The organism is Vibrio sp. V38_P2S17PM301, from assembly GCF_009904845.1.
Classification (GTDB): domain Bacteria; phylum Pseudomonadota; class Gammaproteobacteria; order Enterobacterales; family Vibrionaceae; genus Vibrio; species Vibrio proteolyticus.
The window spans coordinates 291399-318056 of record NZ_WXWO01000001.1; the positions used below are offsets into that span (position 1 = coordinate 291399).

Consider the following 26658-nt stretch of genomic DNA (forward strand, 5'->3'; position numbering starts at 1 on the left):
GAGCCCCAAGCGGAGCCGGAAAGCGCATCGTCATCGAATGACGACAATGATCCGAAAAAGGCCGCCGTTGCCGCTGCCATCGCTCGCGCCAAAGCCCGTAAAGCCGCCCAAGAACAACAAGCCAAACCAGCACAAGATTCTGAGGAGAAAGAGTAGTGTCGTTCTTCATAGCCAGCTCTCCCCACGCACACAGCCGTCGAAGTACCCCAGACTTAATGAAGTGGGTTGCCGTCTGTGCACTGCCCGGTCTGGTCGCTCAAACGTACTTCTTTGGTTGGGGGACTCTCATCCAGTTGATTCTTGCCATTGTCATCGCCCTGAGTTTAGAAGCAATGATCATGTTGCTGCGCAAGCGACCACCAATGTCAGCGCTGCGCGACAATAGCGCACTAGTCACCGCTTGGTTACTGGCCGTCGCAATTCCGCCACTGTCGCCGTGGTGGATTGTTACTATTGGTCTGATTTTCGCGATAGTGATCGCCAAACAGCTGTACGGCGGTATCGGTCAGAACCCCTTTAATCCTGCCATGGTAGCCTACGTGGTACTACTGATATCCTTCCCAGTTCAGATGACCAGTTGGCTTTCGCCAGCCACCTTGCAGGAGACGCCTCTGACGTTCGGCGACGCACTGCATTTGATCTTTACCGGTTTCAATATTGAGGGGTTATCCCTGCAGCAGGTCCGAGCCGGCATCGATGGCGTCACTATGGCAACGCCACTGGACGCATTCAAAACCGCTCTCACCACAGGAAAAACACCTTTCGAAGCCATGCAGCAACCTCAGTTTGGCGGACTGGCGGGCGTCGGCTGGGAATGGGTTAATCTGGCTTATCTTGCAGGTGGATTGGCACTGATAAAGCTGCGAGTGATCAACTGGCATATTCCGGTCAGCGTCTTGTGTGGCCTGCTATTCACCAGTGGCTTGTTGATGATTGTAACCCCGGGTGAAACAGCCTCGCCACTCATCCATTTGCTGTCGGGCGCGACCATGCTAGGGGCATTCTTTATTGCCACTGATCCGGTGTCGGCGTCCACCACGATGAAAGGCCGACTGATTTATGGGGCGTTTATCGGCGCGCTGATGGTGATCATTCGCAGTTGGGGAGGTTTCCCGGATGGCGTGGCGTTTGCTGTTTTGCTGGCTAATATGTGTGTGCCGCTGATCGATTACTACACCAAGCCTCGAACTTATGGGCATTAAGGAGTGTTATGTTAACTGCAATTCGTAATAATGGCCTGACACTCGCCGTCTTTGCCTGCTTGTCGACCGGGTTGGTAGCATTGACCCAATATCTGACTAAAGACAGAATTGAAGTTCAGGAACAAGCACAGCTGTTATCGGTACTCAATCAAGTGGTGCCCACATCGCTGCACGACAACGACTTGTACCGTTCCTGTACTCTGGTGCGCGACCCGGCGCTTGGTACAACTGAAGCCATGCCGGTGTATATTGCGCGGCTTGCCGGTGAGCCTAGTGCAATGGCGATTGAAACCATCGCGCCAGACGGCTACAACGGTGCCATCAAACTGATCGTCGGTATTAGGCACGATGGCACCATCACTGGCACTCGGGTCCTGGCGCATCAAGAAACGCCGGGGCTGGGTGACAAAATTGATCTCAGAATATCCGACTGGATCACCAGTTTTACCGGGAAACAGGTTACCCCGCAAAACGAAGCCAGTTGGAAGGTGCGTAAAGATGGCGGACAATTTGACCAGTTTACCGGCGCGACGATCACTCCGCGTGCGGTGGTCAAAGCCGTTAAGAAAACCGCCATCTTCGTCGCACAAAATCAGGATGCGATCCTCGCACAACCCCTGACCTGTGGAGGCAACGATGAGTGAACATAAAACGCTGATCAAGAATGGCATGTGGGACAACAACCCGGCCCTGGTGCAACTGCTTGGTCTGTGTCCGTTGCTGGCGGTTTCGTCGACCATCACGAATGCACTCGGACTGGGCATTGCAACGCTGCTGGTGTTGGTCGGCTCGAATGTGACGGTCTCTTTGGTTCGCCACCACGTCCCTAAAGAGGTCCGTATTCCGGTCTTCGTAATGATCATTGCGTCGTTGGTCACCTGTGTTCAACTGCTGATGAACGCTTACGCCTACGGCTTATATTTGTCACTGGGTATCTTTATTCCTCTGATCGTGACCAACTGCATCATTATCGGTCGCGCCGAAGCGTTTGCGTCCAAAAATGATGTCCTTCCAGCGGCTCAGGATGGTTTCTGGATGGGACTTGGCATGACTTCCGTGCTGGTGGTGTTGGGTGCGCTGCGCGAAATTATTGGCAACGGCACCCTGTTTGACGGCGCAGATCTGCTGCTTGGAGAGTGGGCAAAAGTGTTGCGTATCGAAGTCTTCCACGTCGACAGCAGCTTCCTGCTCGCGCTGCTGCCACCAGGCGCATTTATTGGCGTCGGCTTTCTTATCGCACTGAAAAACATCATCGACAAACAGTTAGCCGCCCGACAGCCTAAGCAGGAAAAGCCTGCGATAGAACGCGTCCGCGTCACGAATTAAAACAATAAAACACCAGGCCAGCGTCTGGTGTTTATCCATTGGAAGCAGCCTTAAAATGAACAAAGAAAAACGCATACAGATCCTGGAGCGATTACGGGAAAACAACCCAAACCCGCAGACAGAGCTGAACTGGAGTAGCCCGTTCGAACTGCTGATCGCGGTATTATTATCCGCTCAGGCCACGGACGTCAGTGTTAATAAAGCCACCGACAAACTCTACCCGGTCGCGAATACACCCCAGACGATGTTTGACCTTGGCGTGGATGGCGTGAAAGAGTACATCAAGACCATCGGCTTGTTTAATTCTAAGGCGGAAAACGTCATCAAAACCTGCCGAATTCTGCTCGATAAACACCATGGCGAAGTGCCAGAGGATCGGGCGGCCCTGGAAGCGCTGCCTGGCGTGGGACGCAAAACCGCCAACGTTGTGCTCAACACCGCGTTTGGCTGGCCGACGATTGCCGTTGACACCCACATCTACCGTGTCTCAAACCGCACCAAATTTGCGATGGGGAAAAACGTTGACGAGGTCGAACAGAAATTACTGAAAGTGGTGCCTAAAGAGTTTAAGCTGGATGTGCACCACTGGCTCATCTTGCACGGTCGTTATACCTGTGTGGCACGCAAGCCACGCTGTGGAAGCTGCATTATCGAAGACTTGTGCGAATTTAAAGACAAAGTATATCCGGAAAGCTAGGAGCAAATTATGGCAAACGGTCGCATTCTTCACACCATGCTGCGCGTGGGTGATCTGGACAAATCGATTCAGTTTTACACTGAAGTTATGGGTATGCAGTTACTGCGTACCAACGAAAACAAAGAGTATGAATACACTCTGGCGTTTCTGGGTTATGGTGACGAGTCTCAGGGCGCTGTGATTGAACTGACTTACAACTGGGGCACCTCAGAGTACGACATGGGAAATGCATTCGGTCACATAGCGATTGGTGTCGATGACATCTACACCACGTGCGACACAATCAAAGCTGCCGGTGGTAACGTAACCCGCGAGCCTGGCCCGGTAAAAGGCGGAACCACACATATCGCGTTTGTGAAAGACCCCGACGGGTACATGATTGAGCTGATTCAGAACAAACAAGCATCCGCTGGCCTGGAAGGTTAAACCACATGAAAAGCGGTGCTGTCACCGCTTTTATTTTTTCGTTTACATGATAATAATTATCATTTAATCTTTGGTTTGATGCTAAGGGAGAAAATGATGAGCATACACGATTGGGAACAGCATACCTTATTGGCCGATACCGCGATGAGTGAGCAGGACCACTTACGCAGTATTTTGCATTATCAACAGGCATTGGCACTGAGTGAACACTTGTCTTTACAGGAAGAGATCGATCTGGAAGAACGGCTGATGATTTCAGTGATCTCCTGTCACAATCTGGCGCAATTCTGGCGCTCCATTGGTGACGACCATTATGAAGTAAAATACCTGCAACTGGCATCGGAGAAAGTACTGATGTTGGTGCCACAATGCCACAACCCCAATTGCGAAGCCTTCATTGACTCTTTAGGTTGCTGTAAAAAAGCGTTGATTGAGTTCATGAAACGCCATCCGGATCCGCGGATTGCCCATCAGGTAAAAGACATTGACTCGGTCACCAATTGCAACCAGATAGCCCGTTTTAAACTCAATTAAACAGGCGGGTCTGCTCCCCCACCTGTTTATGTCGCCACATTACACCTGAGTGCGGCCAAGAGAAATAACCACCCGACGGTTTTTGTCTTTCCCAATCGGCGAAGCATTGTCTGCGATCGGACGGCGCTTGCCATACCCTTGTACCTGAATCCGGTCTTCTGGCAGGCCAATCGACTTAAAGTAATCCCGCAGCACTTCTGCACGCTTTTCGGATAGAGCCTGACTGGCACTCTTGCCATCAACAGAATCGGTATAGGTCGAGACTAGCACCAAATCGATGTCCTGATTGTAGCGAATGTACTCGGCAATCTGAGCCAAACGTTTCTGCGACGCTTTGTTCAGTTGCACACTTGAGCGATCGTAATGCAAGATAGTGAAAGCGATGTCTTCAAAGCTGTAGGGCAGCAGATTGGCAATGCAGTCACTAAAAACGTTGTACTGCTGCTGAAACAACACCGAGGATAACGCCACTTCAATTCGCTGATCCCGGCTTTGCCAATCCTGGTAACTGAATGTCGGGTAGCGGCCTTGTTCCAGTTCACCCAATATTCCCCAAGCGGTCTGACCACCGATGTATCCGTCAAATTGTTTAAAAAATTGAATGGTAGTGATCCGCTCCGCCCCTTCTCCAGGGCGCCAGGCCGGCGGCATCGACACCAGGCTGACATTACGCGTATCGCCCATCGGACGTCGCATTTTCAGTTCGAAATCGAGGTTAATTTTTTTACTCGCACGGGAAGAAAACTGAGCGTCACCATAGTTGGGAATATGATGTACCAAACGGCATTCCAGAGGCGTATTCACCAGCATTTTCCAGCTCGACTGCTGTGGTGTGGCGACATAACGTTTCTCCTGCGCATTGACGCTGGACGTCGTTACGAGCAATACCGCCGATATCGCACTCAATAGCCATTTATTCATGTTCTCGATCTTCTCTTCCATATACGGGCGGCGAAGGCTTGCCGCTTACATCTTGTCTGAAATGAATCTGCAAAATCTGCGCCAATTAGTTTGGTGTTTTCTGCCGTGCGCTGGTTTTTATCATGTGGATTATCTGTAATAATGCCAGCCCTGTCACACAATCCTGGACTCCCATGACTGAACAAAATGAAGCATTGACGCTAAAAAAACGTTTTCGTGGCTATTTTCCGGTCGTTATCGATGTCGAAACCGCCGGGTTTAATGCCCAAACTGATGCTCTGCTTGAGATATGTGCCGTTACCTTAAAAATGGACGAGCATGGCGATCTCCATCCAGCGTCAACCATTCATTTTCACGTCGAACCTTTTGAAGGTGCTAATCTGGAAAAAGAGGCTCTTGAGTTTAACGGTATTCGCGACCCGTTCAGTCCACTGCGTGGCGCGGTCAGTGAAGCGGAAGCACTCAAAGAGATCTATAAACAGGTTCGCAAAGAACAGAAGGACGCGAACTGTAGCCGCGCAATCATGGTGGCACACAACGCAAACTTTGATCACAGCTTTGTGATGGCAGCCAGTGAACGCAGCAAACTCAAACGCGTTCCATTCCATCCTTTTGCCACGTTTGATACTGCCGCCTTAAGCGGCCTGGCGTACGGTCAGACCGTTCTGGCCAAAGCCTGTAAAGCAGCGGGGATGGAGTTTGATAATAAAGAAGCTCACTCAGCGTTGTACGATACTCAAAAGACCGCTGAGTTGTTTTGTGGCATCGTGAATAAGTGGAAAGCCCTCGGTGGCTGGCCGCTCGTTGACGAACCTAATAACGATAATAAGTAAACACAACCTATCGAGATTACTATGAATCCTGTTGTCATTTCTGTATGTATCATGCTGTTGCTGGCACTGATGCGGGTGAATGTGGTGGTCGCCCTCACATTCAGTGCCATTGTCGGCGGCCTGGTTTCCGGCATGAGCCTTAACGATTCGGTGGCTGCGTTTGAAAGCGGTCTGGGCGGTGGTGCCACCATCGCGTTAAGCTACGCCATGCTGGGAACCTTTGCGGTTGCGATTTCGAAATCCGGCATTACTGACTTGCTCGCTCAAAGCGTAATCAAACGCATCCACGGCAAAGAAAGTGGCGCCGCCACGACCGGTCTGAAATACGCCGTTTTGGTGGCCCTGGTGCTGGTCACCATGTCATCACAAAACGTTATTCCGGTCCACATTGCCTTTATTCCTATTCTGATTCCACCACTGCTGGGCGTGTTTGCCAAACTCAAGCTGGACCGCCGTTTGGTTGCCTGCGTACTGACCTTTGGTCTGATCACTCCTTACATGCTCCTTCCCGTTGGCTTTGGTGGGATTTTCCTTAACAACATTTTGCTCAAGAGTCTCCGTGACAATGGCCTGGCAGACGTCACCGCCAGCCAGGTTCCGACCGCCATGCTGCTGCCGGGCGCCGGAATGATTTTTGGCTTACTGGTCGCAATTTTCTTCAGCTACCGTAAGCCACGCGAATACAAAGAAACCACGCTGACACATGTTGACCCAGAGCCAAGCCACATCAATAAAAAGCACATCCTGATCGCGGCACTGGGCATTGTGGCAGCACTGGCCGTCCAACTGACCACCGGCTCGATGATCATCGGCGCTCTGGCGGGATTCATGGTGTTCACTTTCGGCGGTGTCATTGCCTGGAAAGAGACTCATGATGTCTTTACTAAAGGCGTGCATATGATGGCGATGATCGGTTTCATCATGATTTCCGCCGCAGGTTTCGCGGCAGTCATGAAACAGACCGGCGGCGTCGAATCTCTGGTACAAGCGCTGTCTGGCGGCATTGGTGATAATAAACCGTTGGCGGCATTACTGATGCTGGTCGTGGGCCTTCTTGTCACCATGGGTATCGGTTCATCTTTCTCGACCATACCAATCATTGCCACCATTTATGTGCCTCTGGCGATCGCTTTTGGATTCTCACCTATGGCGACCATCGCGCTGGTAGGTACTGCAGCAGCACTGGGTGATGCAGGCTCTCCGGCCTCTGACTCCACTTTGGGCCCGACTTCAGGTCTCAATGCTGATGGACAACATGAACATATTTGGGAAACCGTAGTGCCGACATTTATTCACTACAACATCCCGCTCATTATCTTCGGATGGATAGCCGCGATGGTGCTGTAACCAGCACTGCGCTGATGGAAAAACCGGCCACTAAGGCCGGTTTTTTATTTTTGCATCCGACAAAAAAAGCCCGGCAATTCGCCGGGCTAGGTATTCTTTATCGAAGGACAAATTACCAACCGGTAACTTCGCGCAGACCTTTACCAATCTCTGCCAGAGATTTTACTGTCTTAACGCCAGCCGCTTCCAGTGCCGCGAATTTGTCTTCAGCAGTCCCTTTACCACCAGAGATAATCGCACCTGCGTGGCCCATACGCTTACCAGGAGGCGCAGTAACACCAGCGATATAAGACACAACTGGTTTAGTCACGTGCTCTTTGATGAACGCTGCCGCTTCTTCTTCTGCTGTACCACCGATTTCACCGATCATGACGATCGCTTCAGTTTCTGGGTCTTCCTGGAACAGTTTCAGGATGTCGATGAAGTTTGAACCTGGGATTGGGTCACCACCGATACCAACACACGTAGACTGACCGAAGCCTTCGTCTGTAGTTTGCTTAACTGCTTCGTAAGTAAGTGTACCGCTGCGAGATACGATACCTACTTTACCTTTCTTGTGGATGTGACCAGGCATGATACCGATCTTACACTCATCAGGAGTGATAACACCCGGACAGTTAGGACCGATCATGCGAACGCCAGTTTCTTCTAGCTTCACTTTTACGTCGATCATATCTGTTGTTGGGATACCTTCCGTGATGGTTACGATCAGCTCGATACCTGCGTCAATCGCTTCCAGGATAGCATCTTTACAGAAAGGTGCTGGTACGTAGATGACGGTCGCTGTTGCGCCAGTTGCTTCGACTGCTTCGCGAACTGTGTTGAATACAGGTAGACCTAGGTGAGTTTGGCCACCTTTACCTGGAGACACACCACCAACCATTTGCGTACCGTATGCGATAGCTTGCTCTGAGTGGAACGTACCTTGACCACCAGTGAAACCCTGACAGATTACTTTAGTGTCTTTGTTAATTAATACAGACATTATTTAGCCTCCGCAGCAGCAACAACTTTCTGAGCAGCATCTGTTAGCGACTCAGCAGCAATGATATCAACATCAGAATTAGCAAGAACTTCGCGACCTAGGTCTGCGTTAGTACCTTCTAGACGAACAACAACTGGTACGTTTACACCTACCTCTTTAACCGCACCAATAATCCCTTCTGCGATCATGTCACAACGTACGATACCGCCGAAGATGTTTACCAGTACTGCTTTCACGTTGTCATCAGATAGGATGATCTTGAATGCTTCAGCCACACGTTCTTTCGTTGCACCGCCACCGACATCGAGGAAGTTAGCTGGTTTGCCGCCGTGTAGGTTGACGATATCCATCGTACCCATTGCCAGGCCAGCACCGTTAACCATACAGCCAACGTTACCGTCTAGTGCTACGTAGTTCAGTTCCCACTGAGCTGCGTGCGCTTCACGCTCATCTTCTTGCGATGGATCGTGCATTTCACGTAGCTTAGGCTGACGGTAAAGTGCGTTTGAATCGATGTTGATCTTACCGTCAAGACACAGCAGGTTGCCTTCGCCAGTCACTACCAGCGGGTTGATCTCCAGCAGAGCCAGATCGTACTGAGCGAACATAGTGCCAAGACCCATAAAGATCTTAACGAATTGTTTGATTTGATCGCCTACAAGACCCAGTTTGAACGCAAGTTCACGGCCTTGGTAAGCTTGAGGGCCTACGAGTGGGTCGATGGCTGCTTTGTGGATAAGCTCCGGCGTTTCTTCCGCCACTTTCTCGATTTCCACACCGCCTTCAGTAGAAGCCATGAAAACGATCTTACGGCTAGCACGGTCAACGACCGCACCCAGATACAGTTCATTGGCAATGTTTGATGCTTCTTCTACCAGGATTTTAGTGACTGGCTGACCATTCGCGTCTGTTTGGTAAGTAACCAGGTTTTTGCCCAACCACTTTTGCGCAAACTCTTTCACGCCATCTTTGGTATCGTGCAGTTCAACACCGCCCGCTTTACCACGTCCACCAGCGTGAACCTGACATTTAACGACTTTCTTCTCCGTCGTAATACGGCCAGCGGCTTCAAAAGCTTCTTGTGGCGTATCACATGCGTAGCCTTCCGGCACAGGCAAACCGAATTCTGCAAACAGCTGTTTGGCTTGGTATTCATGCAAATTCATTGTGTTATTCCGTTTGTTTATCCCTTGTGGGATTTATTATTTCCATAAGGCGTAAGCAAGCGCTTCGCCAAACGTATGTAGGGTGCTTCTAAAAAGCTGTCACTGATAACAGCAACACACTGGAGTTGAGCATTCCAGTGGAAAAGGTGCCGGAAAACCGGCACCTGAATTCCGCCTTAAACGTCCAGAAGCAGACGTGTTGGATCTTCCAGCAGTTCCTTGATAGTCACCAGGAAGCCCACGGATTCACGACCATCGATCAAACGGTGGTCATAGGATAGCGCCAGGTACATCATCGGTAGGATTTCAACCTGACCGTTCACCGCCATTGGACGCTCCTGGATCTTGTGCATACCCAGAATCGCAGACTGTGGCGGGTTGATGATTGGCGTCGACATCAGGGAACCAAACACACCGCCGTTGGTGATGGTGAAGTTACCGCCCATCAGCTCATCAACCGTCAGCTTGCCATCACGGCCCTTCACAGCCAGCTCTTTGATGCCTTTTTCGATCTCAGCAAAACCCAGCGTATCGCAATCTTTCAGTACCGGCGTCACCAGACCACGTGGTGTGGAAACCGCCATGCTGATGTCAAAGTAGTTGTGATAAACAATGTCATCACCATCAATGGATGCGTTGACTTCAGGGTAACGTTTCAGTGCTTCGGTTACCGCTTTCACGTAGAAAGACATGAAGCCCAGACGAATACCGTGGCGCTCTTCGAACTGATCTTTGTATTGCTTACGCAGATCCATGATAGGTTTCATGTTGACTTCGTTAAACGTGGTCAGCATCGCGGTGCTGTTTTTCGCTTCCAGCAGACGGTTGGCTACCGTCTTGCGCAGACGAGTCATCGGCACACGTTTTTCAGTGCGCGCAGCAGCTGGAACCTGAATGTCGCCTTTGTCTGCTTCCTGTTTCGCTCCTGATTGAGCGCTCTTAAGGTAAGCATCGATGTCTTCGCGCGTGATACGACCACCTACACCAGTGCCTTTCACTTGCGATGCGTCCAGATTATGCTCTGCCAGCAGGCGGCGTACCGCAGGACTCAACGCATCGTTGCTCTCTTCGGTCAGCGCAGCTTTGTGACGTTTATCTGGCGAGGATTCTGACTCTGCGGTGGTGTCCGCTGTAGGTTCACCCGCAACCGCGCCTGGCTTCAACTTAGCCAGCAGTTGCTTAGACAGAACGGTAGCGCCTTCTGCTTCAACAATCGCTTCCAGGACACCATCTTCAGGTGCAGGAACTTCCAGGACAACTTTGTCGGTTTCAATATCGACGATTACTTCATCACGAGCGACCGCTTCACCTGGTTGTTTGTGCCAAGTAGCTACGGTTGCGTCGGCAACTGATTCAGGTAAATCTGGAACCAGAATTTCAACTGTCATATCTGTGTCTTCCTTTTACTTCTAGTTCTTAAGCTAGGGTCAGAGCGTCTTCGACCAACGCTTTTTGTTGTTTCAAGTGTACCGACATATAACCTACTGCTGGTGAAGCAGAGGCTGGGCGGCCCGCGTATTTAAGATCCGCACCGGCAGGAATCGCCGCTCGGAAGTTATGTTGACTCGAGTACCAGGCGCCTTGGTTTTGTGGCTCTTCCTGACACCAAACGTAGTCAACCGCATTGGTGTACTGTGCAATCGCTGCTTTCACATCGTCCAACGGGAAAGGATACAGCTGTTCGATACGAACAATTGCGACATCTTCCTGTTCGTTGGCGCGACGTTGCTCCAACAGATCGTAGTACACCTTACCTGCACAAAATACGACGCGTTTCACTTTTGTCGGGTCCAGGTTGTCCACTTCAGGGATCGCTGGCTGGAATGTTCCTTCTGCCAAATCTTCCAGTGTTGAGGTACACAATGGATGACGCAGCAGTGACTTCGGAGACATCACGATCAGAGGACGACGCATTGGACGCACAACCTGACGACGAATCATGTGGTAAACCTGAGCTGGTGTCGACGGAACCACCACCTGCATGTTTTGCTCCGCACACAACTGAAGGTAACGTTCAAGACGTGCAGAGGAGTGCTCTGGTCCTTGACCTTCGTAGCCATGTGGTAACAGCATCGTCAAACCACACAAACGTGCCCATTTTTGCTCACCGGAGGAAATGAACTGGTCGATAACCACTTGAGCACCGTTAGCGAAATCACCAAACTGCGCTTCCCACAGGGTCAGACCACCCGGTTCGGCCGTGGCATAGCCGTATTCGAATGCCAATACTGCTTCTTCTGACAAAACAGAGTCAAATACCTGGAATGGTCCCTGTTTGTCGTGAATATTTGCCAGAGGCATGTAAGTGCTGGCGTCACCCTGGTTATGCAGTACCGCATGGCGGTGGAAGAAAGTACCACGGCCTGAATCCTGACCAGAAATACGGATGCGTTTGCCTTCATCAACCAGCGTGGCGTAAGCCAATGTCTCAGCCATACCCCAGTCAAACAGTTTCTCACCCGTCAGCATCGCTTTACGATCGTTGTACAGCTTATTGACGCGACTTTGCAGCTTATGACTTTCCGGATATTGGCAAATACGCTGACCCAGTTCCAGCAAACGCTGGCGATCAAACTGATTCGCCCATGCTTCGTCCCAATCGTGGCCCAGATACGGAGACCAGTCGACTGAATGCATCGTCATCGGACGCCACTCTTTCACCACCACTTCACCGTGGTCCAGAGCGTCGCGATATTCGTTCACCAGTTGCGTCGCGGTTTCGATGTCACACTCATTGCGGTCAATCAAAATGTCGGCATACAATTTACGCGGCGTCGGGTGTTTTTTGATTTTCTGGTACATCAACGGCTGAGTCGCGTTCGGCTCGTCCGCTTCGTTGTGACCATGACGGCGGTAACACACCAGGTCAATAACCACATCACGCTTGAATTCGTTGCGGTAATCCAGCGCCAGACGCGTCACAAACGCGACCGCTTCCGGATCATCTGAGTTCACATGGAAAATCGGCGCCTGAACCATCTTCGCGATGTCAGTACAGTACATGGTTGAGCGGGTATCACGAGGATTGGAGGTGGTAAAACCAACCTGGTTATTAACCACGATACGCACGGTACCGCCTACCTGGAAACCACGAGCTTGAGACATATTGAACGTCTCTGCCACCACACCCTGACCAGCAATCGCAGAATCACCGTGAATCGTGATAGGCAGTACACGGCTGCCGTCTTTATCGCCCAGGCGATCTTGACGGGCTCGTACTGAACCGATCACCACCGGGTTAACGATCTCGAGGTGCGACGGGTTAAACGCCAGTGCCAAGTGCACATTACCGCCAGGGGTAGCGAAGTCTGCTGAGAAGCCCTGATGGTACTTCACATCACCCGTTCCCCAGGTTTCATCGTGTTTGCCGGCAAATTCGTCAAACAGATCCTGCGGACGTTTACCCAGTACGTTCACCAGCATGTTCAGACGACCACGGTGCGCCATACCAATCACGACTTCGCGCATACCCGTGTTGCCAGCGTGACGAATCAGTTCTTTGGTCATTGGGATAAGAGCATCACCGCCTTCCAGTGAGAAACGTTTTGCACCAGGGAATTTGGCCCCGAGGTAACGTTCCAGACCTTCCGCCGCAGTCAGCTCTTCAAGGAAAGTACGCTTGTGATCATTATCAAACGACGGCTGACCCACAACCGGTTCCAGACGCTGCTGAATCCAGCGCTTCTGTTCGGTGTCGGTAATGTGCATGTATTCTGCACCAACGGAGCCGCAGTAGATTTTCTGAAGAGCAGAATGAATGTCTTTCAGTCGCATAGTGTCTTGCCCGATGGCAAAAGAACCTACGTTGAAAGTTTCTTCGTAATCGTCTTCGGTGAGATTGTGGAATGCTGGATCGAGTTCAGCCACAGGAGGACGTTTCCAGATTCCCAGAGGGTCTAATTCAGCTGCTTCGTGACCGCGAAAGCGGTACGCATTGATAAGCTGAAGTACTTTTACTTGCTTTGCATCGACATCAGGATCACTAACTTGGACACTGTAATGCTTTGTCTCTTGAGCGAGTCGTCGGAAGTAGTCACGGACACGTGAATGCGGTTGTTCTGTTGTCTCTTTCGAGTTTACAGGTAAGCCGTCAAAAACACGTTTCCACTCCTCACTTACCAGATCGGGATCACTTAGATACAGTTCGTAGAGTTCTTCTACATAAGTTGCATTGGCGCCAGCCAAGTGTGAAGACTCGAGCCATGCCTTCATCACGCCGTTTTGCATATTTTCCCTTAACCAGTAGTTTTCACGTTTGCTTCGGTCTACGCCGAGCTATTAAAGGCCGGCTTCCACCCAGAGGCAGAGCCGGCAATTTTGTTGTTACTTTACACCGAGCGGTTCACCAACATGGTCTTAATATGACCAATGGCTTTCGTCGGGTTCAGTCCCTTAGGACAAACACTGACACAGTTCATGATGCCGTGGCAACGAAAAACGCTGAAAGCATCATCAAGATCAGACAAACGTTCGTCTGTTGCAGTATCACGGCTGTCAATCAACCAGCGATACGCTGCCAGAAGTCCTGCTGGGCCGATGAACTTGTCCGGATTCCACCAGAACGATGGGCAGGATGTCGTACAACACGCACACATAATACATTCATACAAACCATCCAAATGCGCACGTTCTTCTGGAGATTGCAAGTTCTCTCTTGATGGCGGTAATGCGCCATCATCAATCAAGAAAGGTTTAACTTTCGCATAGTTATCGTAGAACTGCGTCATGTCAACGATCAGATCACGAACCACAGGCAATCCAGGCAGAGGACGAATCACAATCTTGTCGCCTTTCAGCGCCGACAGAGGCGTGATACAAGCCAGGCCATTTTTGCCATTCATGTTTAGCCCGTCAGAACCACATACCCCTTCACGGCAAGAACGACGGAATGCAATGCTAGGATCCTGCTCTTTCAACGAAATAAGCGCATCCAACACCATCATGTCCGACCCTTCGTCCACTTCTAGGGTGTAGTCTTTCATGTAAGGTTTGTTATCCACATCCGGATTGTAACGATACAAAGAGAAGTTCAGTTTCATTGTTCAGTACCTCCCTTAGTAAGTACGTACTTTCGGCGGGAAAGCTTCACGATGCACTGGCGTCATGTTCACATCACGCTTGTTCATCGATTCCGTTTCCGGGTTGTAGATAGAGTGGCACAGCCAATTTTCATCATCACGCTCTGGGTAGTCAAAACGTGCGTGTGCACCGCGGCTCTCGGTACGATAGTTTGCCGCAACCGCCGTCGAGAAAGCGGTTTCCATCAGGTTGTCCAGTTCCAGACACTCAACGCGCTGGGTATTGAACTCCTGAGATTTGTCCGCCAGGTGTGCGTTTTTCAGACGCTCACGGATCACTCTCAACTCTTCCAGACCAGTTGCCATGGCATCACCTTCACGGAAAACCGAGAAGCTGTTTTGCATGCAGCGTTGCAGATCTTTGCGGATTTCAACCGGATCTTCACCACCTGTACTGTTTTCCCAGCGCATGGTACGAGCCAGAGAGGCTTCGATATCCGATTCTGTTGCCGGACGCGCTTCGGCTTGCGCCGCCAGCGTTTCACCCAGGTGCAGACCGGTTGCACGGCCAAACACCACTAAGTCGAGCAGCGAGTTGCCGCCCAGACGGTTGGCGCCGTGTACTGACACAGAAGCAATCTCACCACAGGCATACAGGCCTTGTACTTCGACATCCTGACCGGATGTGGTTTGCTTAATCGCCTGACCAGAGACCTGAGTGGGTACACCGCCCATCATGTAGTGACAGGTTGGAATAACCGGAATCGGCTCCTTCACAGGATCCACGTGTGCAAAGGTCCGAGATAACTCACAGATGCCTGGAAGACGCGACTCTAGGACATCTTTACCCAAGTGATCCAATTTCAGCTTAATGTGTGGACCCCATGGGCCATCGCAACCACGACCTTCACGGATTTCAATCATCATAGAACGCGCCACCACGTCACGACCAGCCAGGTCTTTGGCGTTAGGTGCGTAACGTTCCATGAAACGCTCACCGTCTTTGTTCAGCAGGTAACCACCTTCACCACGACACCCTTCCGTAACCAGAACCCCAGCTCCGGCAATGCCCGTTGGGTGGAACTGCCACATTTCCATGTCTTGCATTGGTACGCCCGCGCGCAATGCCATACCAACACCATCACCGGTATTGATGTGGGCATTAGTGGTCGAGGCGTAAATACGGCCTGCACCACCGGTTGCCAATACCGTCGCTTTCGACTTGAAGTAACAGATTTCACCGGTTTCCATGCAAAGCGCAGTACAACCCATCACGGCACCGTCCTGGTTCTTCACCAGATCCAATGCATACCACTCAGAAAAAATCGTGGTTTTGTGTTTGACGTTTTGTTGGTAAAGCGTGTGCAGCAACGCATGACCAGTACGGTCCGCCGCAGCCGCAGTACGAGCTGCCTGTTCACCACCAAACTCTTTCGACTGACCGCCGAAAGGACGCTGATAGATGCTACCATTGTCAAAACGCGAAAACGGCAAACCCATTTTTTCGAGCTCAATTACCGACTCAGGGCCGTTTTTACACATGTATTCGATGGCGTTCTGATCACCGATGTAATCAGAACCTTTAACCGTGTCGTACATGTGCCACTGCCAGTTATCTTTATGCGAGTTGCCCAGAGCAACCGTGATACCACCTTGCGCAGACACTGTGTGGGAGCGAGTCGGGAACACTTTGGACAGCAGTGCACAAGTCAGGCCCTGCTCAGAAATTTGCAGTGCAGCACGCATACCTGCACCACCAGCGCCGATTACAACGGCATCAAATTCACGAACTGGAATAGTCACTTACGCACCCCACAAAATAAACAGACCAGAGAAGAAATATCCTAACAGCACGGCAATCACACCAAGCTGCAATCCAGCACGCAGTGCCGTCGGCTTGATGTAGTCTGTCAGTACTTGCCATAACCCGATCCACGCGTGAATCAGGATAGAAACCAAAGCAAGCATGGTGAACGTTTTCGTAAACGTGCCACCAAAGAATTGGGTCCAAGATACGTAAGAGATATCACCAGAGAAAGCAATGAAGCTTACTAGGTAAATAGTGTATAGCGTCATAATGATTGCAGTTGCACGGATTAGCAGATAATCGTGCACGCCATTACGACCAAATGAAGAAACATGTTTTACCATACCAGTACCCCCGCCAGAAGAGACAACACGGCAGTGGCGCCGAATGCGACTTTGGCGCTCATGGCACCAGATTCAAGTTCTTCGAAATATCCGAGATCCATCAGCAAGTGACGAATACCACCGGCAATGTGATAAGCCAGTGCGGTCAGAATACCCCAGAGGATAAACTTAACGAAGAAACCACCGACGATATCGCTGGCTTGCATAAAGCCAACTGGGGAGGACAAGGAAATGGATAATAACCAAAGCAAAATTCCGATAGCAACAAACGTAATCACCCCGGACACACGATGCAGGATGGAAGCGATTGCTGTGATCGGAAAGCGAATGGTCTGCAAATCTAAATTAACAGGTCTTGACTTTCTTTCTTTCACGGGCTTGCTCACTCAGCTCCATTGAGCATTTATAGTTATGAACGAAAATTTGGCTTCAAACCCACAAAAGTTAACATCTGTTTAACAAATTCTCATAGCAAACAAGGATTAAAATGTAAAACTTTTGTTAACAACAAGACTAGAAACGTCACCTCACTCTTGTTTCGAGCCTTGAATTTATAAGGTTTTCCCCAAAATTTACTGCGCCATCTTACGGCTGGCAACATTCTAATACAATTGATGTAACAATTTTTGCTACACAGAACAGATTTTTAACTATGGACCTATAAAAAATCATAACAAGTGCACAAGTCGGAGGAGAAAAATTGACTTTGTTAACGAACACACGTACAAAAATGACACACAAACATCCTGGACGGATTAAATAATAAACAAAGGAGATTGTTATGGCAGATAAGAAAGCGACCCTTCATATTGAGGGGAAAGCGCCAATCGAACTGCCGATTATGGACGGGACTCTTGGTCCTCAGGTAATCGACGTTCGTACTCTAGGCTCAAATGGTTACTTTACTTTTGACCCTGGTTTTCTTGCCACTGCATCCTGTGAATCTCAAATCACTTACATCGATGGCGCAAAAGGTGTGCTGCTACACCGCGGTTACCCAATCGATCAATTAGCCAATAACGCTGATTACTTAGAAGTATGTTATATCCTTCTTTATGGTGAAGCCCCTACACGTGAGCAATACGAAGCGTTCAAAACAACAGTAACGCGTCACACTATGGTCCATGAGCAAATCGCGAGTTTCTTCCACGGTTTCCGTCGCGATGCTCACCCTATGGCCGTTATGTGTGGTGTGGTTGGAGCTTTGGCCGCCTTCTACCATGACTCTTTAGACATTAATAATGATGAACACCGTGAAATCGCGGCTTATCGTTTGTTGTCTAAAATGCCGACTCTGGCTGCGATGTGTTACAAATACTCCATCGGTCAGCCATTTATCTACCCACGTAACGATTTGAGCTACGCGGAAAACTTCCTGCACATGATGTTCGCCAACCCATGTGAGGAGTACGAAGTAAACCCTGTGGTTGCTCGTGCAATGGATAAAATCTTTACCCTGCACGCGGATCATGAACAGAATGCCTCCACGTCAACCGTACGTTTGGCGGGTTCATCAGGTGCTAACCCATTTGCGTGTATCGCTGCGGGCATCGCATCTCTGTGGGGGCCTGCTCATGGCGGTGCAAACGAAGCATGTCTGCGTATGCTGGAAGAGATCGGTAGCGTCGACAACATCCCAGAATACATTGAGAAAGCGAAAGACAAAGACGATCCTTTCCGTTTGATGGGCTTTGGTCACCGTGTTTACAAGAACTATGACCCACGTGCGACAGTTATGCGTGAAGCCTGTCACGACGTGTTGAAAGAGCTGAACATCAGCGATCCGCTGCTTGATGTGGCAATGGAGCTGGAGCGCATCGCGCTGTCAGACGAATACTTTGTCGAGAAGAAGCTGTACCCGAATGTCGACTTCTACTCTGGTCTTATTCTGAAAGCGATTGGTATTCCAATCTCAATGTTTACCGTGATCTTCGCGATGTCACGGACCATTGGTTGGATTGCTCACTGGAATGAAATGCACAGTGATCCGCACAACCGTATTGGTCGTCCGCGTCAGTTGTACACTGGCCAGAAACTGCGTGATTTCAAACCGTTGTACGAACGCGAATAATCGTCAAGCCAACACAAAAAGAGCGAGTATTTACTCGCTCTTTTCATTTGCTGTTTTTGACCGGCCCGGGGCGGTTAAATCATTGGGGTCTCGGTGTTGACGCCCAGATTCTGGCCACGATGACGCAGTAAATGATCCATCAGAACAATCGCCAGCATAGCCTCAGCGATGGGCACTGCTCGGATACCCACACACGGATCATGACGCCCTTTGGTGATCAGTTCGGTACTTTCCCCGCTTCGCGTAATGGTTTCACCGGGTACGGTAATGCTGGAAGTTGGCTTCAGCGCAATGTTGGCGACGATGTCCTGTCCTGTAGAGATTCCACCCAGAATCCCACCGGCGTGGTTACTGGTAAATCCTTGAGGTGTCAGGCTGTCACGGTGTTGACTGCCTTTCTGACTCACCACGTCAAAACCATCGCCAATCTCAACCCCTTTGACAGCGTTGATGCTCATTAGCGCATGCGCGATGTCCGCATCAAGACGATCAAACACCGGTTCACCTAAGCCGACAGGCACCTGCGTGGCAACAACCTGAATCTTAGCGCCAATCGAATCACCCTGCTTTTTCAGATCGCGGATCAACTGATCAAACGCATCCACCTTATTCACATCCGGACAGAAAAAGGCATTGTTCTCAATTTCATCCCAATCGACTTTGTCGATCGAGACATCCCCCATTTGTGACAGGTAGGCGCGAATTTCTACACCAAAGGTCTGTTTTAGGTATTTTTTCGCAATTGCACCTGCCGCAACACGCATGGCAGTTTCACGCGCAGACGAACGGCCGCCTCCGCGATAATCACGAATACCATACTTTTGGTGGTAGGTATAATCTGCGTGACCCGGACGGAATTTATCTTTAATGTCCGAATAATCTTTCGAGCGTTGATCGGTGTTTTCAATCAACAGGCCAATGGACGTTCCGGTCGTTTGCCCTTCAAACACGCCAGAAAGAATTTTGACTTCGTCCGGTTCACGACGCTGAGTCGTATAACGTGACGTGCCAGGACGACGGCGATCCAGGTCGATCTGAATGTCGGCTTCACTGATTTCCAGCCCCGGTGGGCACCCATCGACGATACATCCCAGTGCGATACCGTGACTCTCTCCGAACGTAGTTACCCGGAAATGTTGTCCGATACTGTTTCCTGCCATTACTTCCTCATGTATCTGGCCATTGCCGCCTGATTTTGCAGCAACCACCAGGTTTACTGTCTGTTGTTCGTGATTTCATAGTGTCTTTATTACGTTTTGATGTAAACCCCTCTCCGGCAACTATTTCGAATTTATTGAACGAATAAAAAAACGCCGGAGTCATTACCCCGGCGTTTTCAGTTTCATTCGCGAATCAGTCTTTGTACAAAGAGAAGTCACTCGCACAATCGAGCAATTGTTGTCGGGTCAGCATGAAGACCCCATGACCGCCGTTTTCAAATTCAATCCAGGTGAACGGGATGTGAGCGTACTGCTCCATCATATGGATCATAGAATTGCCCACTTCACAGATCAAAATACCGTCATCGGTCAGGTAATCCGGTGCGTTAGCCAGGATACGGCGTACCAGTTTCAGACCGTCGGTGCCCGCTGCTAGACCCAGTTCCGGCTCATGGGTAAACTCATCCGGCAGGCTGTTCATGTCCTCTTCATCCACATAAGGGGGATTAGAAACGATCAGATTGTAACGTTCTTTTGGCAAGTCCCTGAACAGGTCCGAACGAATCGGGAAGACCTGTTGTTCCATGCCGTGGTCCTGAATGTTCTGCTCTGCCACCTGCAACGCATCCACGGAGATATCAATCGCATCCACTTCGGCTTCCGGGAAAGCGTGTGCACACGCGATCGCAATACAACCACTACCGGTACACAAGTCCATGACCCGCAGTGGTTCTTCAATTAACCAAGGCTGGAACTGATTCTGAATCAATTCACCAATCGGTGAACGCGGCACCAGTACTCGTTCATCGACGAAAAACTCCAGGCCACAGAACCAGGCTTTATTGGTCAGGTATGCGGTCGGCGTGCGTTCATTAATTCGCTTGACAACACGTTCCACTACACGCAAACGTTCGCTGCTGGTCAGACGAGAATTCAGGACATGTGGCGGTACATCAATAGGCAAATACAGGGTAGGCAGAATCAACTGCACTGCTTCATCCCAGGCATTATCCGTACCATGACCGTAAAACAGATTAGCGGCATTAAAGCGGCTGACTGTCCAACGAATCATATCTTGAAGGGTATGAAGCTCAGATACGGCTTCTTCTACAAAAATCTTATCCAAAATTGCCTCCGAAAAGCGCTACAATACTGCCAATTGCAATTGATCAATCGTTTTGAACCCAGATGAGCAAAAAAGACACCGATATCGACGACGATTTCGCCCTTTTTCGGGACGCAGTACAGGGCGTAAAAAAGTTGCGTCAGGATACCATAATCCAGCAGCCAAACAGAAACGCTAAGCAAAAACAAATTACCCGCTTTGGCCGTGAAGCCAGCGATACCGAATTCTACTTCTCAGACGAGTTTGTCCCTTTGCTCAGCGAAGACGGTCCGACCCGCTACGCCCGAGATGATGTTTCTCAGTATGAGGTTAAGCGGCTAAGACGTGGTGTGTACGTACCGGATGTGTTTCTCGATATGCATGGCATGACGCAGGCAGAAGCAAAACGTGAACTTGGTGCGATGATCGCGTATTGCGTAAAAAATGAAGTGCACTGTGCTTGCGTCCAGCACGGGATAGGCAAACATGTCCTGAAACAAAAAACCCCGTTGTGGCTTGCCCAGCATCCCGACGTCATGGCCTTTCATCAGGCACCACTGGAATTTGGTGGTGACGGTGCACTGCTGATCCTGTTGTCCATCCCTGAAAAATAGTCGGCAGTGCGGATGCACTGCCTGCGTGTTACTCGGTTAATGGTTGCTCGGTATCCACTTCGCGGTATTGCGGTTTCTTTCTCACATAAAGACGACGCTGCACTTCCGCGACTACCTGCCCCTGCCGATCTTTAACGTGGATAATGAACTCCGGAAAGCTTTTCTCGCCGTACGCCGTCTGCTGAAGAATCTCGTTCAGTTTCGCTTCTGTCACAGTGAATTCTGCGTACAGATCAGACTGGCCCGGCTTGATGAAATTGATGCTGGCATCTTTGTCCCACACATAATACTGCTCTCCAAGAATACCCATCAACATCAATGAATAAACCGGATCAGTCAGTGAAAAAATACTGCCGCCATACTGGGTACGATTGGCATTTTTGTTCCACCAGCGTAACTTGAGTTTCATGCTGACTTGACGAAAATCGTCGCTGATGGACAAAATCCGGATCCCGGAACCCCAGAAAGGTGGCCAGACATTGAGGGCAAATTTGACCAGGCCCGGCTTATAAATTCTTGCCAGTGATTTGTTCATGCTCTTATCCCTGATACTGAACTGTGTTTCGCTAACATGTTACACAATTGTAACTGGTCAGATCAGCATTATCAGTGACATTACACGCCTTTACAAAATTTTCCTAGTAACCCTTTGAAGTTCGTGGTTTATTGTTTAGGGCTACTACCCTATAATGCTAATAATATTGAATTCTGTTAATTGCTGCAGATCATCAACAGGAAAGTATATGTCAGATAACAACCAAGCGTTAAAGGATGCTGGTCTAAAAGTTACCCTTCCGCGACTGAAAATTTTAGAAGTATTACAGCAGCCAGAATGTCAGCACATCAGTGCAGAAGAGCTTTACAAGAAGCTGATCGACTTAGGTGAAGAAATTGGCTTGGCTACCGTATACCGTGTCCTTAACCAATTTGATGATGCAGGTATTGTTACCCGTCACCACTTTGAAGGCGGCAAATCCGTTTTTGAACTGTCGACTCAGCACCACCATGATCACCTGGTTTGTCTCGACTGTGGCGAAGTGATCGAATTCTCAGATGACCTGATTGAACAACGTCAGAAAGAAATTGCTGAGCAATACAACGTCATTCTGACCAATCACAGTCTGTACTTGTACGGTAAATGTGCCGACGGGGCTTGCAAAGACAACCCGGACGCCCACAAGCCAAAAAAGTAATCGAAATTTAAAAAGCCAGTCCTTAACGACTGGTTTTTTTGGCTCTGAAAAGATCAACCCAATATAAAAAAGCCGGCGATTGCCGGCTTTTTCTCTTCATCACTCGTGATTACTGGTTCTCAATTTTCGCCCAGGTATCACGCAGTCCAACGGTACGGTTAAACACCAACGCAGCAGCTTTCGACTCTTTTGCATCGACACAGAAGTAGCCCATCCGTTCGAACTGATAGCCTTTTTCAGCTTCCGCGGACGCCAGACTTGGTTCAACGTACCCGTTCACCTTAATCAGTGAGTCAGGGTTGATCGTCTCAGCGAAGTTATCCGCGGACGCCGGGTTCGGCACAGTGAACAGACGATCGTACAGGCGAATTTCTGCCGGCAACGCTTTATCTGCAGACACCCAGTGAATCACGCCTTTCACCTTGCGACCGTCCGCTGGGTTCTTGCCAAGCGTATCTGCATCATAAGTACAGAAGATCGTTGTGATGTTGCCTTCTGCGTCTTTCTCGACACGTTCGGCTTTGATCACATACGCACCGCGCAAGCGCACTTCTTTCCCCAGTACCAGACGCTTGTATTTCTTATTCGCTTCTTCGCGGAAATCTTCACGTTCAATCCAGATTTCACGGCTGAACGGCACTTCCCGCTCCCCCATTTCGGGTTTGTTCGGGTGGTTGGCGACCGTCAGATTTTCCACTTTGCCTTCATCAAAGTTCTCAATCACAACTTTTACCGGATCCAGCACAGCCATTGCACGTGGCGCGTTCTCGTTCAGATCATCACGAATGCACGACTCCAAAGAGCCCATTTCGATCATATTGTCCTGTTTGGTCACACCAATACGCTTACAGAATTCACGAATCGACTCTGGCGTGAAACCACGACGACGCAAGCCTGAAATGGTTGGCATACGAGGATCGTCCCAGCCATCAACCAATTTCTCGGTCACCAACTGGTTGAGTTTACGCTTTGACATCACTGTGTACTCAAGATTCAGACGGCTGAACTCGTACTGACGCGGACGGCAATCAATCGTGATGTTTTCCAGTACCCAATCGTAGAGACGGCGGTTGTCCTGGAACTCCAGCGTACAGATAGAATGCGTAATGCCTTCCAGTGCATCCGAGATACAGTGAGTGAAGTCATACATCGGGTAGATGCACCACTTGTCACCGGTTTGGTGGTGATGAGCAAAACGGACACGGTACAGCACCGGATCACGCATGACCATAAACGACGATGACAGGTCGATCTTGGCACGCAGACACGCCGTACCTTCTTCAAAGCCACCGTCACGCATTTTTTCAAACAACGCCAGGTTTTCTTCTACGCTGCGGTCACGGTACGGGCTCGGTTTACCCGGCTGGGTCAGTGTGCCACGGTATTCACGAATCTGCTCAGGACTTAGCTCTTCAACATACGCTAAGCCTTTGTTAATTAATTCCACTGCATACTCGTAAAGCTTATCGAAGTAGTTTGATGAGTAACACACCTCACCTGACCATTCAAAGCCTAACCAATGTACATCATTCTTAATTGACTCAACGTATTCGACGTCTTCTTTTTCCGGGTTCGTGTCATCAAAACGCAGATTACACTGGCCCTGGTAGTCCTGAGCAATACCAAAGTTCAAGCAAATGGATTTTGCGTGACCTATGTGCAGGTAGCCGTTTGGCTCCGGCGGGAAACGAGTATGCACACTTGTGTGTGTACCATCCGCTAAATCTTTATCAATGATTTGGCGGATGAAGTTCGATGGACGAGCCTCAGCTTCACTCATCTATAGCACCTCAATAATTTTAGTATTGTCAGAAAAAACAGGCTCTGCGCGTGCGGTCACGCGGCAGAGAAAATTACCGTTAATGATCCACAATTCTGCCTGCCAGCACAACATAAACACGCAATTTCTTGAGAATATTTGCCTTTCCGGCACCAACACGGTGCAATCGTCGAAATTGTAAGCACAAAAAAGCCTCCCGGAGGAGGCTTTTAACACCAAAAACAGTCGGTTTGATTACGGCAGTTTAACGTCCGTCAGATCTTCATTAGCACCGATGGCTTTCATTTCACCGGCCACAATCTCAGCCAGTGGGCCAAGGATAACTTGCAGGTTATTTTCACCCAGCTTCACTACCCCTTTGGCACCCAACTTTTTCAGCACATCTTCATCAGCGACAGAGCGGTCTTTCAGTGTCAGACGCAGCCGAGTGATACACGCATCGATGGAAGTCAGGTTTTCGTGACCACCCAGTGCTTTCAGGTACTGGCGTGCCAGGTCCCCTTTGGTGTTGTCACCAGCAGGCGCTACCACTTCAGAGTCATCGTCTTCACGACCTGGTGATTTCAGGTTGAATGCGCGAATCGCGAAGCTGAATGTAAAGAAGTACAGTGCACCAAAGCCCAGACCGATAATCAGCAGAATCCAAGGCTTAGTTGCCAGCCCCCAGTTCAGTATGAAGTCGATCAGACCCGCAGAGAAACCAAAGCCGTGCAGAGTACCGAACATGTTTGCCACGACCAGAGACAGGCCGGTGAACACAGCATGAATCGCATACAGAGCTGGTGCCAGGAAGACAAACATGAATTCCAGAGGCTCAGTGATACCGGTCAGGAATGAACAGAATGCAACTGAGAACAACGCACCACCAACCTGGCTGCGTTTTTCAGCTGGCGCGGCCAGATACATAGCCAGTGCTGCACCTGGTAAACCAAACATCATTACCGGGAAGAAGCCATTCATGAACACGCCCGCGCTCTTGTCGCCGCCGAAGAAACGGTGCAAGTCGCCAGATTTCAGTGTTTCAGTCACTTCTTTCACCGTCGCTGTGATTTCAGGCGTCACAGAGTTAACAAACTCGAAGGTATGAGGCTGACCAACCACCAGCGTTTTCGCAATCGCCGGATCCACACACAGCTGTTGCAGTGCAGGCAGCGCCTGGCCAGCAGCTTGAGCGCCGGTAACTACGATTTCTTGACAAGTCCCCATACCAAACCAGAAGTATGAGTTCAGCACGTGGTGCAGACCCACAGGGATCAGCGCACGGTTTAATGTGCCGTACACAAACTGACCAATTGCGCCAGAGGTGGACACCGCGTGTGCCAAAGCATCCAGACCACCTTGAATCGTTGGCCAAATCACGCCAGATACCGCGCCCGCAACCAGTGCAAACAGGCCTGCCATGATAGGAACCAAACGCTTACCGGCAAAGAACGCCAGCCATTCCGGCAGACGCGTATTGTGGAACGCGTTGTACGAGTGACCGGCAATGATACCGGCAAAGATACCACCGAAGAACGACATATTGACGCTCGCGTCAATTGTCGATGCTGTCGCGGTCAAGACGAAGTAAGCAACCGCCCCCGCCAGGCCAGCCGCACCGGAACCGTCTTTAGACAGACCAATGGCGATACCTAAGCCAAACAGCAGTGGCAGGTTGCTGAAAATTGCGTTACCGGCCTGAGCCATAAACGGGATATCAAGTAGGTCAGGTTGACCTAAGCGTAATAGTAGCGCCGCAACGGGAAGCGTTGCGATAGGCAGCATCAAAGCTTTACCTAGCTTTTGCGCATATCCAAGAATATTCACCTCAAGTTCCCCCTATAGGATTTCTAGTATTTTGCTGAGCCACTTATTTTAGTCGCTCAATTTAGTCATGGTCAGTTTATGACATTAATTTTGCTCCGCAAATTAAAACCTTATCATTTGTGATCATAATCACCAGAAATACACCGCGCTGAGGGATTTTGCTAGCGAGATCATAAAACTTATTTTACAATATAAAAAAACACAGATTTAGCGATAATATCCAAAGCAGAGACAACGCTAAGTGGTGGTTCAGAGTGTGGCTTTTAGAAGCAAACTGTTTTACACCAGCTTGTCACAAAGCCTTTAGGTTGTGGGATACTGCA

General features: G+C 49.9%; 25 protein-coding genes. 11 read left to right on the forward strand and 14 right to left on the reverse strand.

Annotated features, from left to right (window positions below; genetic code table 11):
- Positions 1-155: 155 nt before the first annotated feature.
- From rsxD to CAG64_RS01340, 6 genes are all read left to right on the forward strand, one after another.
- A complete protein-coding gene (gene rsxD / locus CAG64_RS01315; protein WP_161447932.1) occupies positions 156-1202 on the forward strand; it encodes an electron transport complex subunit RsxD in 1047 nt (348 codons plus the stop codon).
- 8 nt (positions 1203-1210) lie between these two features.
- Complete coding sequence (rsxG, locus tag CAG64_RS01320; protein WP_161447934.1) at positions 1211-1846, forward strand: electron transport complex subunit RsxG; 636 nt, start codon at positions 1211-1213, stop codon at positions 1844-1846.
- Positions 1839-2528 (forward strand): electron transport complex subunit E, encoded by a 690-nt coding sequence (locus CAG64_RS01325; RefSeq protein WP_021703819.1) that lies wholly within the window; start codon positions 1839-1841, stop codon positions 2526-2528. Before rsxG ends, CAG64_RS01325 begins: the two co-directional genes overlap by 8 nt.
- 55 nt (positions 2529-2583) lie before the next feature.
- Positions 2584-3225, forward strand: coding sequence for an endonuclease III (gene nth / locus CAG64_RS01330; protein ID WP_021703818.1), 642 nt, complete (start codon positions 2584-2586; stop codon positions 3223-3225).
- Positions 3226-3234: 9 nt separating this feature from the next.
- Positions 3235-3651, forward strand: a complete 417-nt coding sequence (gloA, locus tag CAG64_RS01335; RefSeq protein WP_161447936.1) for a lactoylglutathione lyase — start codon at positions 3235-3237, stop codon at positions 3649-3651.
- Positions 3652-3747: 96 nt separating this feature from the next.
- Positions 3748-4185: a DUF2753 family protein gene (locus CAG64_RS01340; RefSeq protein ID WP_161447938.1), complete on the forward strand. Its 438-nt coding sequence runs from the start codon at positions 3748-3750 to the stop codon at positions 4183-4185.
- 39 nt (positions 4186-4224) lie between these two features.
- Here the strand turns inward: CAG64_RS01340 and motY are convergent, their stop codons facing one another.
- Positions 4225-5106 (reverse strand): flagellar protein MotY, encoded by an 882-nt coding sequence (motY, locus tag CAG64_RS01345; RefSeq protein WP_040902252.1) that lies wholly within the window; start codon positions 5104-5106, stop codon positions 4225-4227.
- A gap of 173 nt (positions 5107-5279) precedes the next feature.
- Here motY and rnt point away from each other — a divergent pair, with 173 nt between their 5' ends.
- Positions 5280-5939, forward strand: a complete 660-nt coding sequence (gene rnt / locus CAG64_RS01350; RefSeq protein ID WP_021703814.1) for a ribonuclease T — start codon at positions 5280-5282, stop codon at positions 5937-5939.
- A 21-nt stretch (positions 5940-5960) separates the two neighbouring features.
- Entirely contained in the window at positions 5961-7286 is a 1326-nt protein-coding gene (locus tag CAG64_RS01355; protein ID WP_161447940.1) for a Na+/H+ antiporter family protein, read from the forward strand.
- A 112-nt stretch (positions 7287-7398) separates the two neighbouring features.
- Here the strand turns inward: CAG64_RS01355 and sucD are convergent, their stop codons facing one another.
- The 8 genes from sucD to sdhC form a co-directional block, all read right to left on the reverse strand.
- Positions 7399-8271 (reverse strand): succinate--CoA ligase subunit alpha, encoded by an 873-nt coding sequence (gene sucD / locus CAG64_RS01360; protein WP_021703812.1) that lies wholly within the window; start codon positions 8269-8271, stop codon positions 7399-7401.
- Positions 8271-9437 carry an ADP-forming succinate--CoA ligase subunit beta gene (gene sucC, locus CAG64_RS01365; protein ID WP_021703811.1) on the reverse strand — a complete coding sequence of 389 codons (1167 nt, stop codon included), beginning with the start codon at positions 9435-9437 and terminating at the stop codon, positions 8271-8273. The genes sucD and sucC overlap by 1 nt, the downstream gene beginning before the upstream one ends.
- A 176-nt stretch (positions 9438-9613) precedes the next feature.
- Positions 9614-10825: a 2-oxoglutarate dehydrogenase complex dihydrolipoyllysine-residue succinyltransferase gene (gene odhB / locus CAG64_RS01370; protein WP_021703810.1), complete on the reverse strand. Its 1212-nt coding sequence runs from the start codon at positions 10823-10825 to the stop codon at positions 9614-9616.
- Between the two features lie 28 nt (positions 10826-10853).
- Positions 10854-13664, reverse strand: coding sequence for a 2-oxoglutarate dehydrogenase E1 component (gene sucA / locus CAG64_RS01375; RefSeq protein WP_021703809.1), 2811 nt, complete (start codon positions 13662-13664; stop codon positions 10854-10856).
- Positions 13665-13765: 101 nt separating this feature from the next.
- Entirely contained in the window at positions 13766-14476 is a 711-nt protein-coding gene (locus CAG64_RS01380; protein ID WP_021703808.1) for a succinate dehydrogenase iron-sulfur subunit, read from the reverse strand.
- Positions 14477-14491: 15 nt separating this feature from the next.
- Complete coding sequence (sdhA, locus tag CAG64_RS01385) at positions 14492-16258, reverse strand: succinate dehydrogenase flavoprotein subunit (RefSeq protein WP_021703807.1); 1767 nt, start codon at positions 16256-16258, stop codon at positions 14492-14494.
- Complete coding sequence (sdhD, locus tag CAG64_RS01390) at positions 16259-16606, reverse strand: succinate dehydrogenase, hydrophobic membrane anchor protein (RefSeq protein ID WP_021703806.1); 348 nt, start codon at positions 16604-16606, stop codon at positions 16259-16261. It abuts the gene before it with no gap.
- A complete protein-coding gene (sdhC, locus tag CAG64_RS01395) occupies positions 16600-16992 on the reverse strand; it encodes a succinate dehydrogenase cytochrome b556 subunit (protein WP_021703805.1) in 393 nt (130 codons plus the stop codon). The genes sdhD and sdhC overlap by 7 nt, the downstream gene beginning before the upstream one ends.
- Before the next feature lie 395 nt (positions 16993-17387).
- Here sdhC and CAG64_RS01400 point away from each other — a divergent pair, with 395 nt between their 5' ends.
- Positions 17388-18677 (forward strand): citrate synthase, encoded by a 1290-nt coding sequence (locus CAG64_RS01400; RefSeq protein WP_021703804.1) that lies wholly within the window; start codon positions 17388-17390, stop codon positions 18675-18677.
- Positions 18678-18751: 74 nt separating this feature from the next.
- Here the strand turns inward: CAG64_RS01400 and aroC are convergent, their stop codons facing one another.
- The gene (aroC, locus tag CAG64_RS01405) at positions 18752-19837 is read right to left on the reverse strand and encodes a chorismate synthase (RefSeq protein WP_161454268.1); all 1086 of its coding nucleotides are present in this window, start codon (positions 19835-19837) and stop codon (positions 18752-18754) included.
- Between the two features lie 193 nt (positions 19838-20030).
- Positions 20031-20963 carry a 50S ribosomal protein L3 N(5)-glutamine methyltransferase gene (gene prmB, locus CAG64_RS01410; RefSeq protein ID WP_161454267.1) on the reverse strand — a complete coding sequence of 311 codons (933 nt, stop codon included), beginning with the start codon at positions 20961-20963 and terminating at the stop codon, positions 20031-20033.
- Positions 20964-21025: 62 nt separating this feature from the next.
- Here prmB and smrB point away from each other — a divergent pair, with 62 nt between their 5' ends.
- Positions 21026-21556, forward strand: a complete 531-nt coding sequence (gene smrB, locus CAG64_RS01415; RefSeq protein ID WP_161488338.1) for an endonuclease SmrB — start codon at positions 21026-21028, stop codon at positions 21554-21556.
- A gap of 28 nt (positions 21557-21584) precedes the next feature.
- Here smrB and CAG64_RS01420 read toward each other — a convergent pair whose 3' ends face one another.
- Positions 21585-22091: a DUF4442 domain-containing protein gene (locus tag CAG64_RS01420; protein ID WP_161454265.1), complete on the reverse strand. Its 507-nt coding sequence runs from the start codon at positions 22089-22091 to the stop codon at positions 21585-21587.
- Positions 22092-22299: 208 nt separating this feature from the next.
- Here CAG64_RS01420 and fcrX point away from each other — a divergent pair, with 208 nt between their 5' ends.
- A complete protein-coding gene (gene fcrX / locus CAG64_RS01425) occupies positions 22300-22749 on the forward strand; it encodes a ferric iron uptake transcriptional regulator FcrX (protein WP_021703799.1) in 450 nt (149 codons plus the stop codon).
- Between the two features lie 109 nt (positions 22750-22858).
- Here fcrX and glnS read toward each other — a convergent pair whose 3' ends face one another.
- Both glnS and nagE read right to left on the reverse strand, forming a co-directional pair.
- Positions 22859-24529 carry a glutamine--tRNA ligase gene (glnS, locus tag CAG64_RS01430; protein ID WP_161454264.1) on the reverse strand — a complete coding sequence of 557 codons (1671 nt, stop codon included), beginning with the start codon at positions 24527-24529 and terminating at the stop codon, positions 22859-22861.
- A 234-nt stretch (positions 24530-24763) separates the two neighbouring features.
- On the reverse strand, positions 24764-26335 hold the full coding sequence (gene nagE / locus CAG64_RS01435) for an N-acetylglucosamine-specific PTS transporter subunit IIBC (protein ID WP_021703797.1): 1572 nt from the start codon (positions 26333-26335) through the stop codon (positions 24764-24766).
- Positions 26336-26658 lie beyond the last annotated feature (323 nt).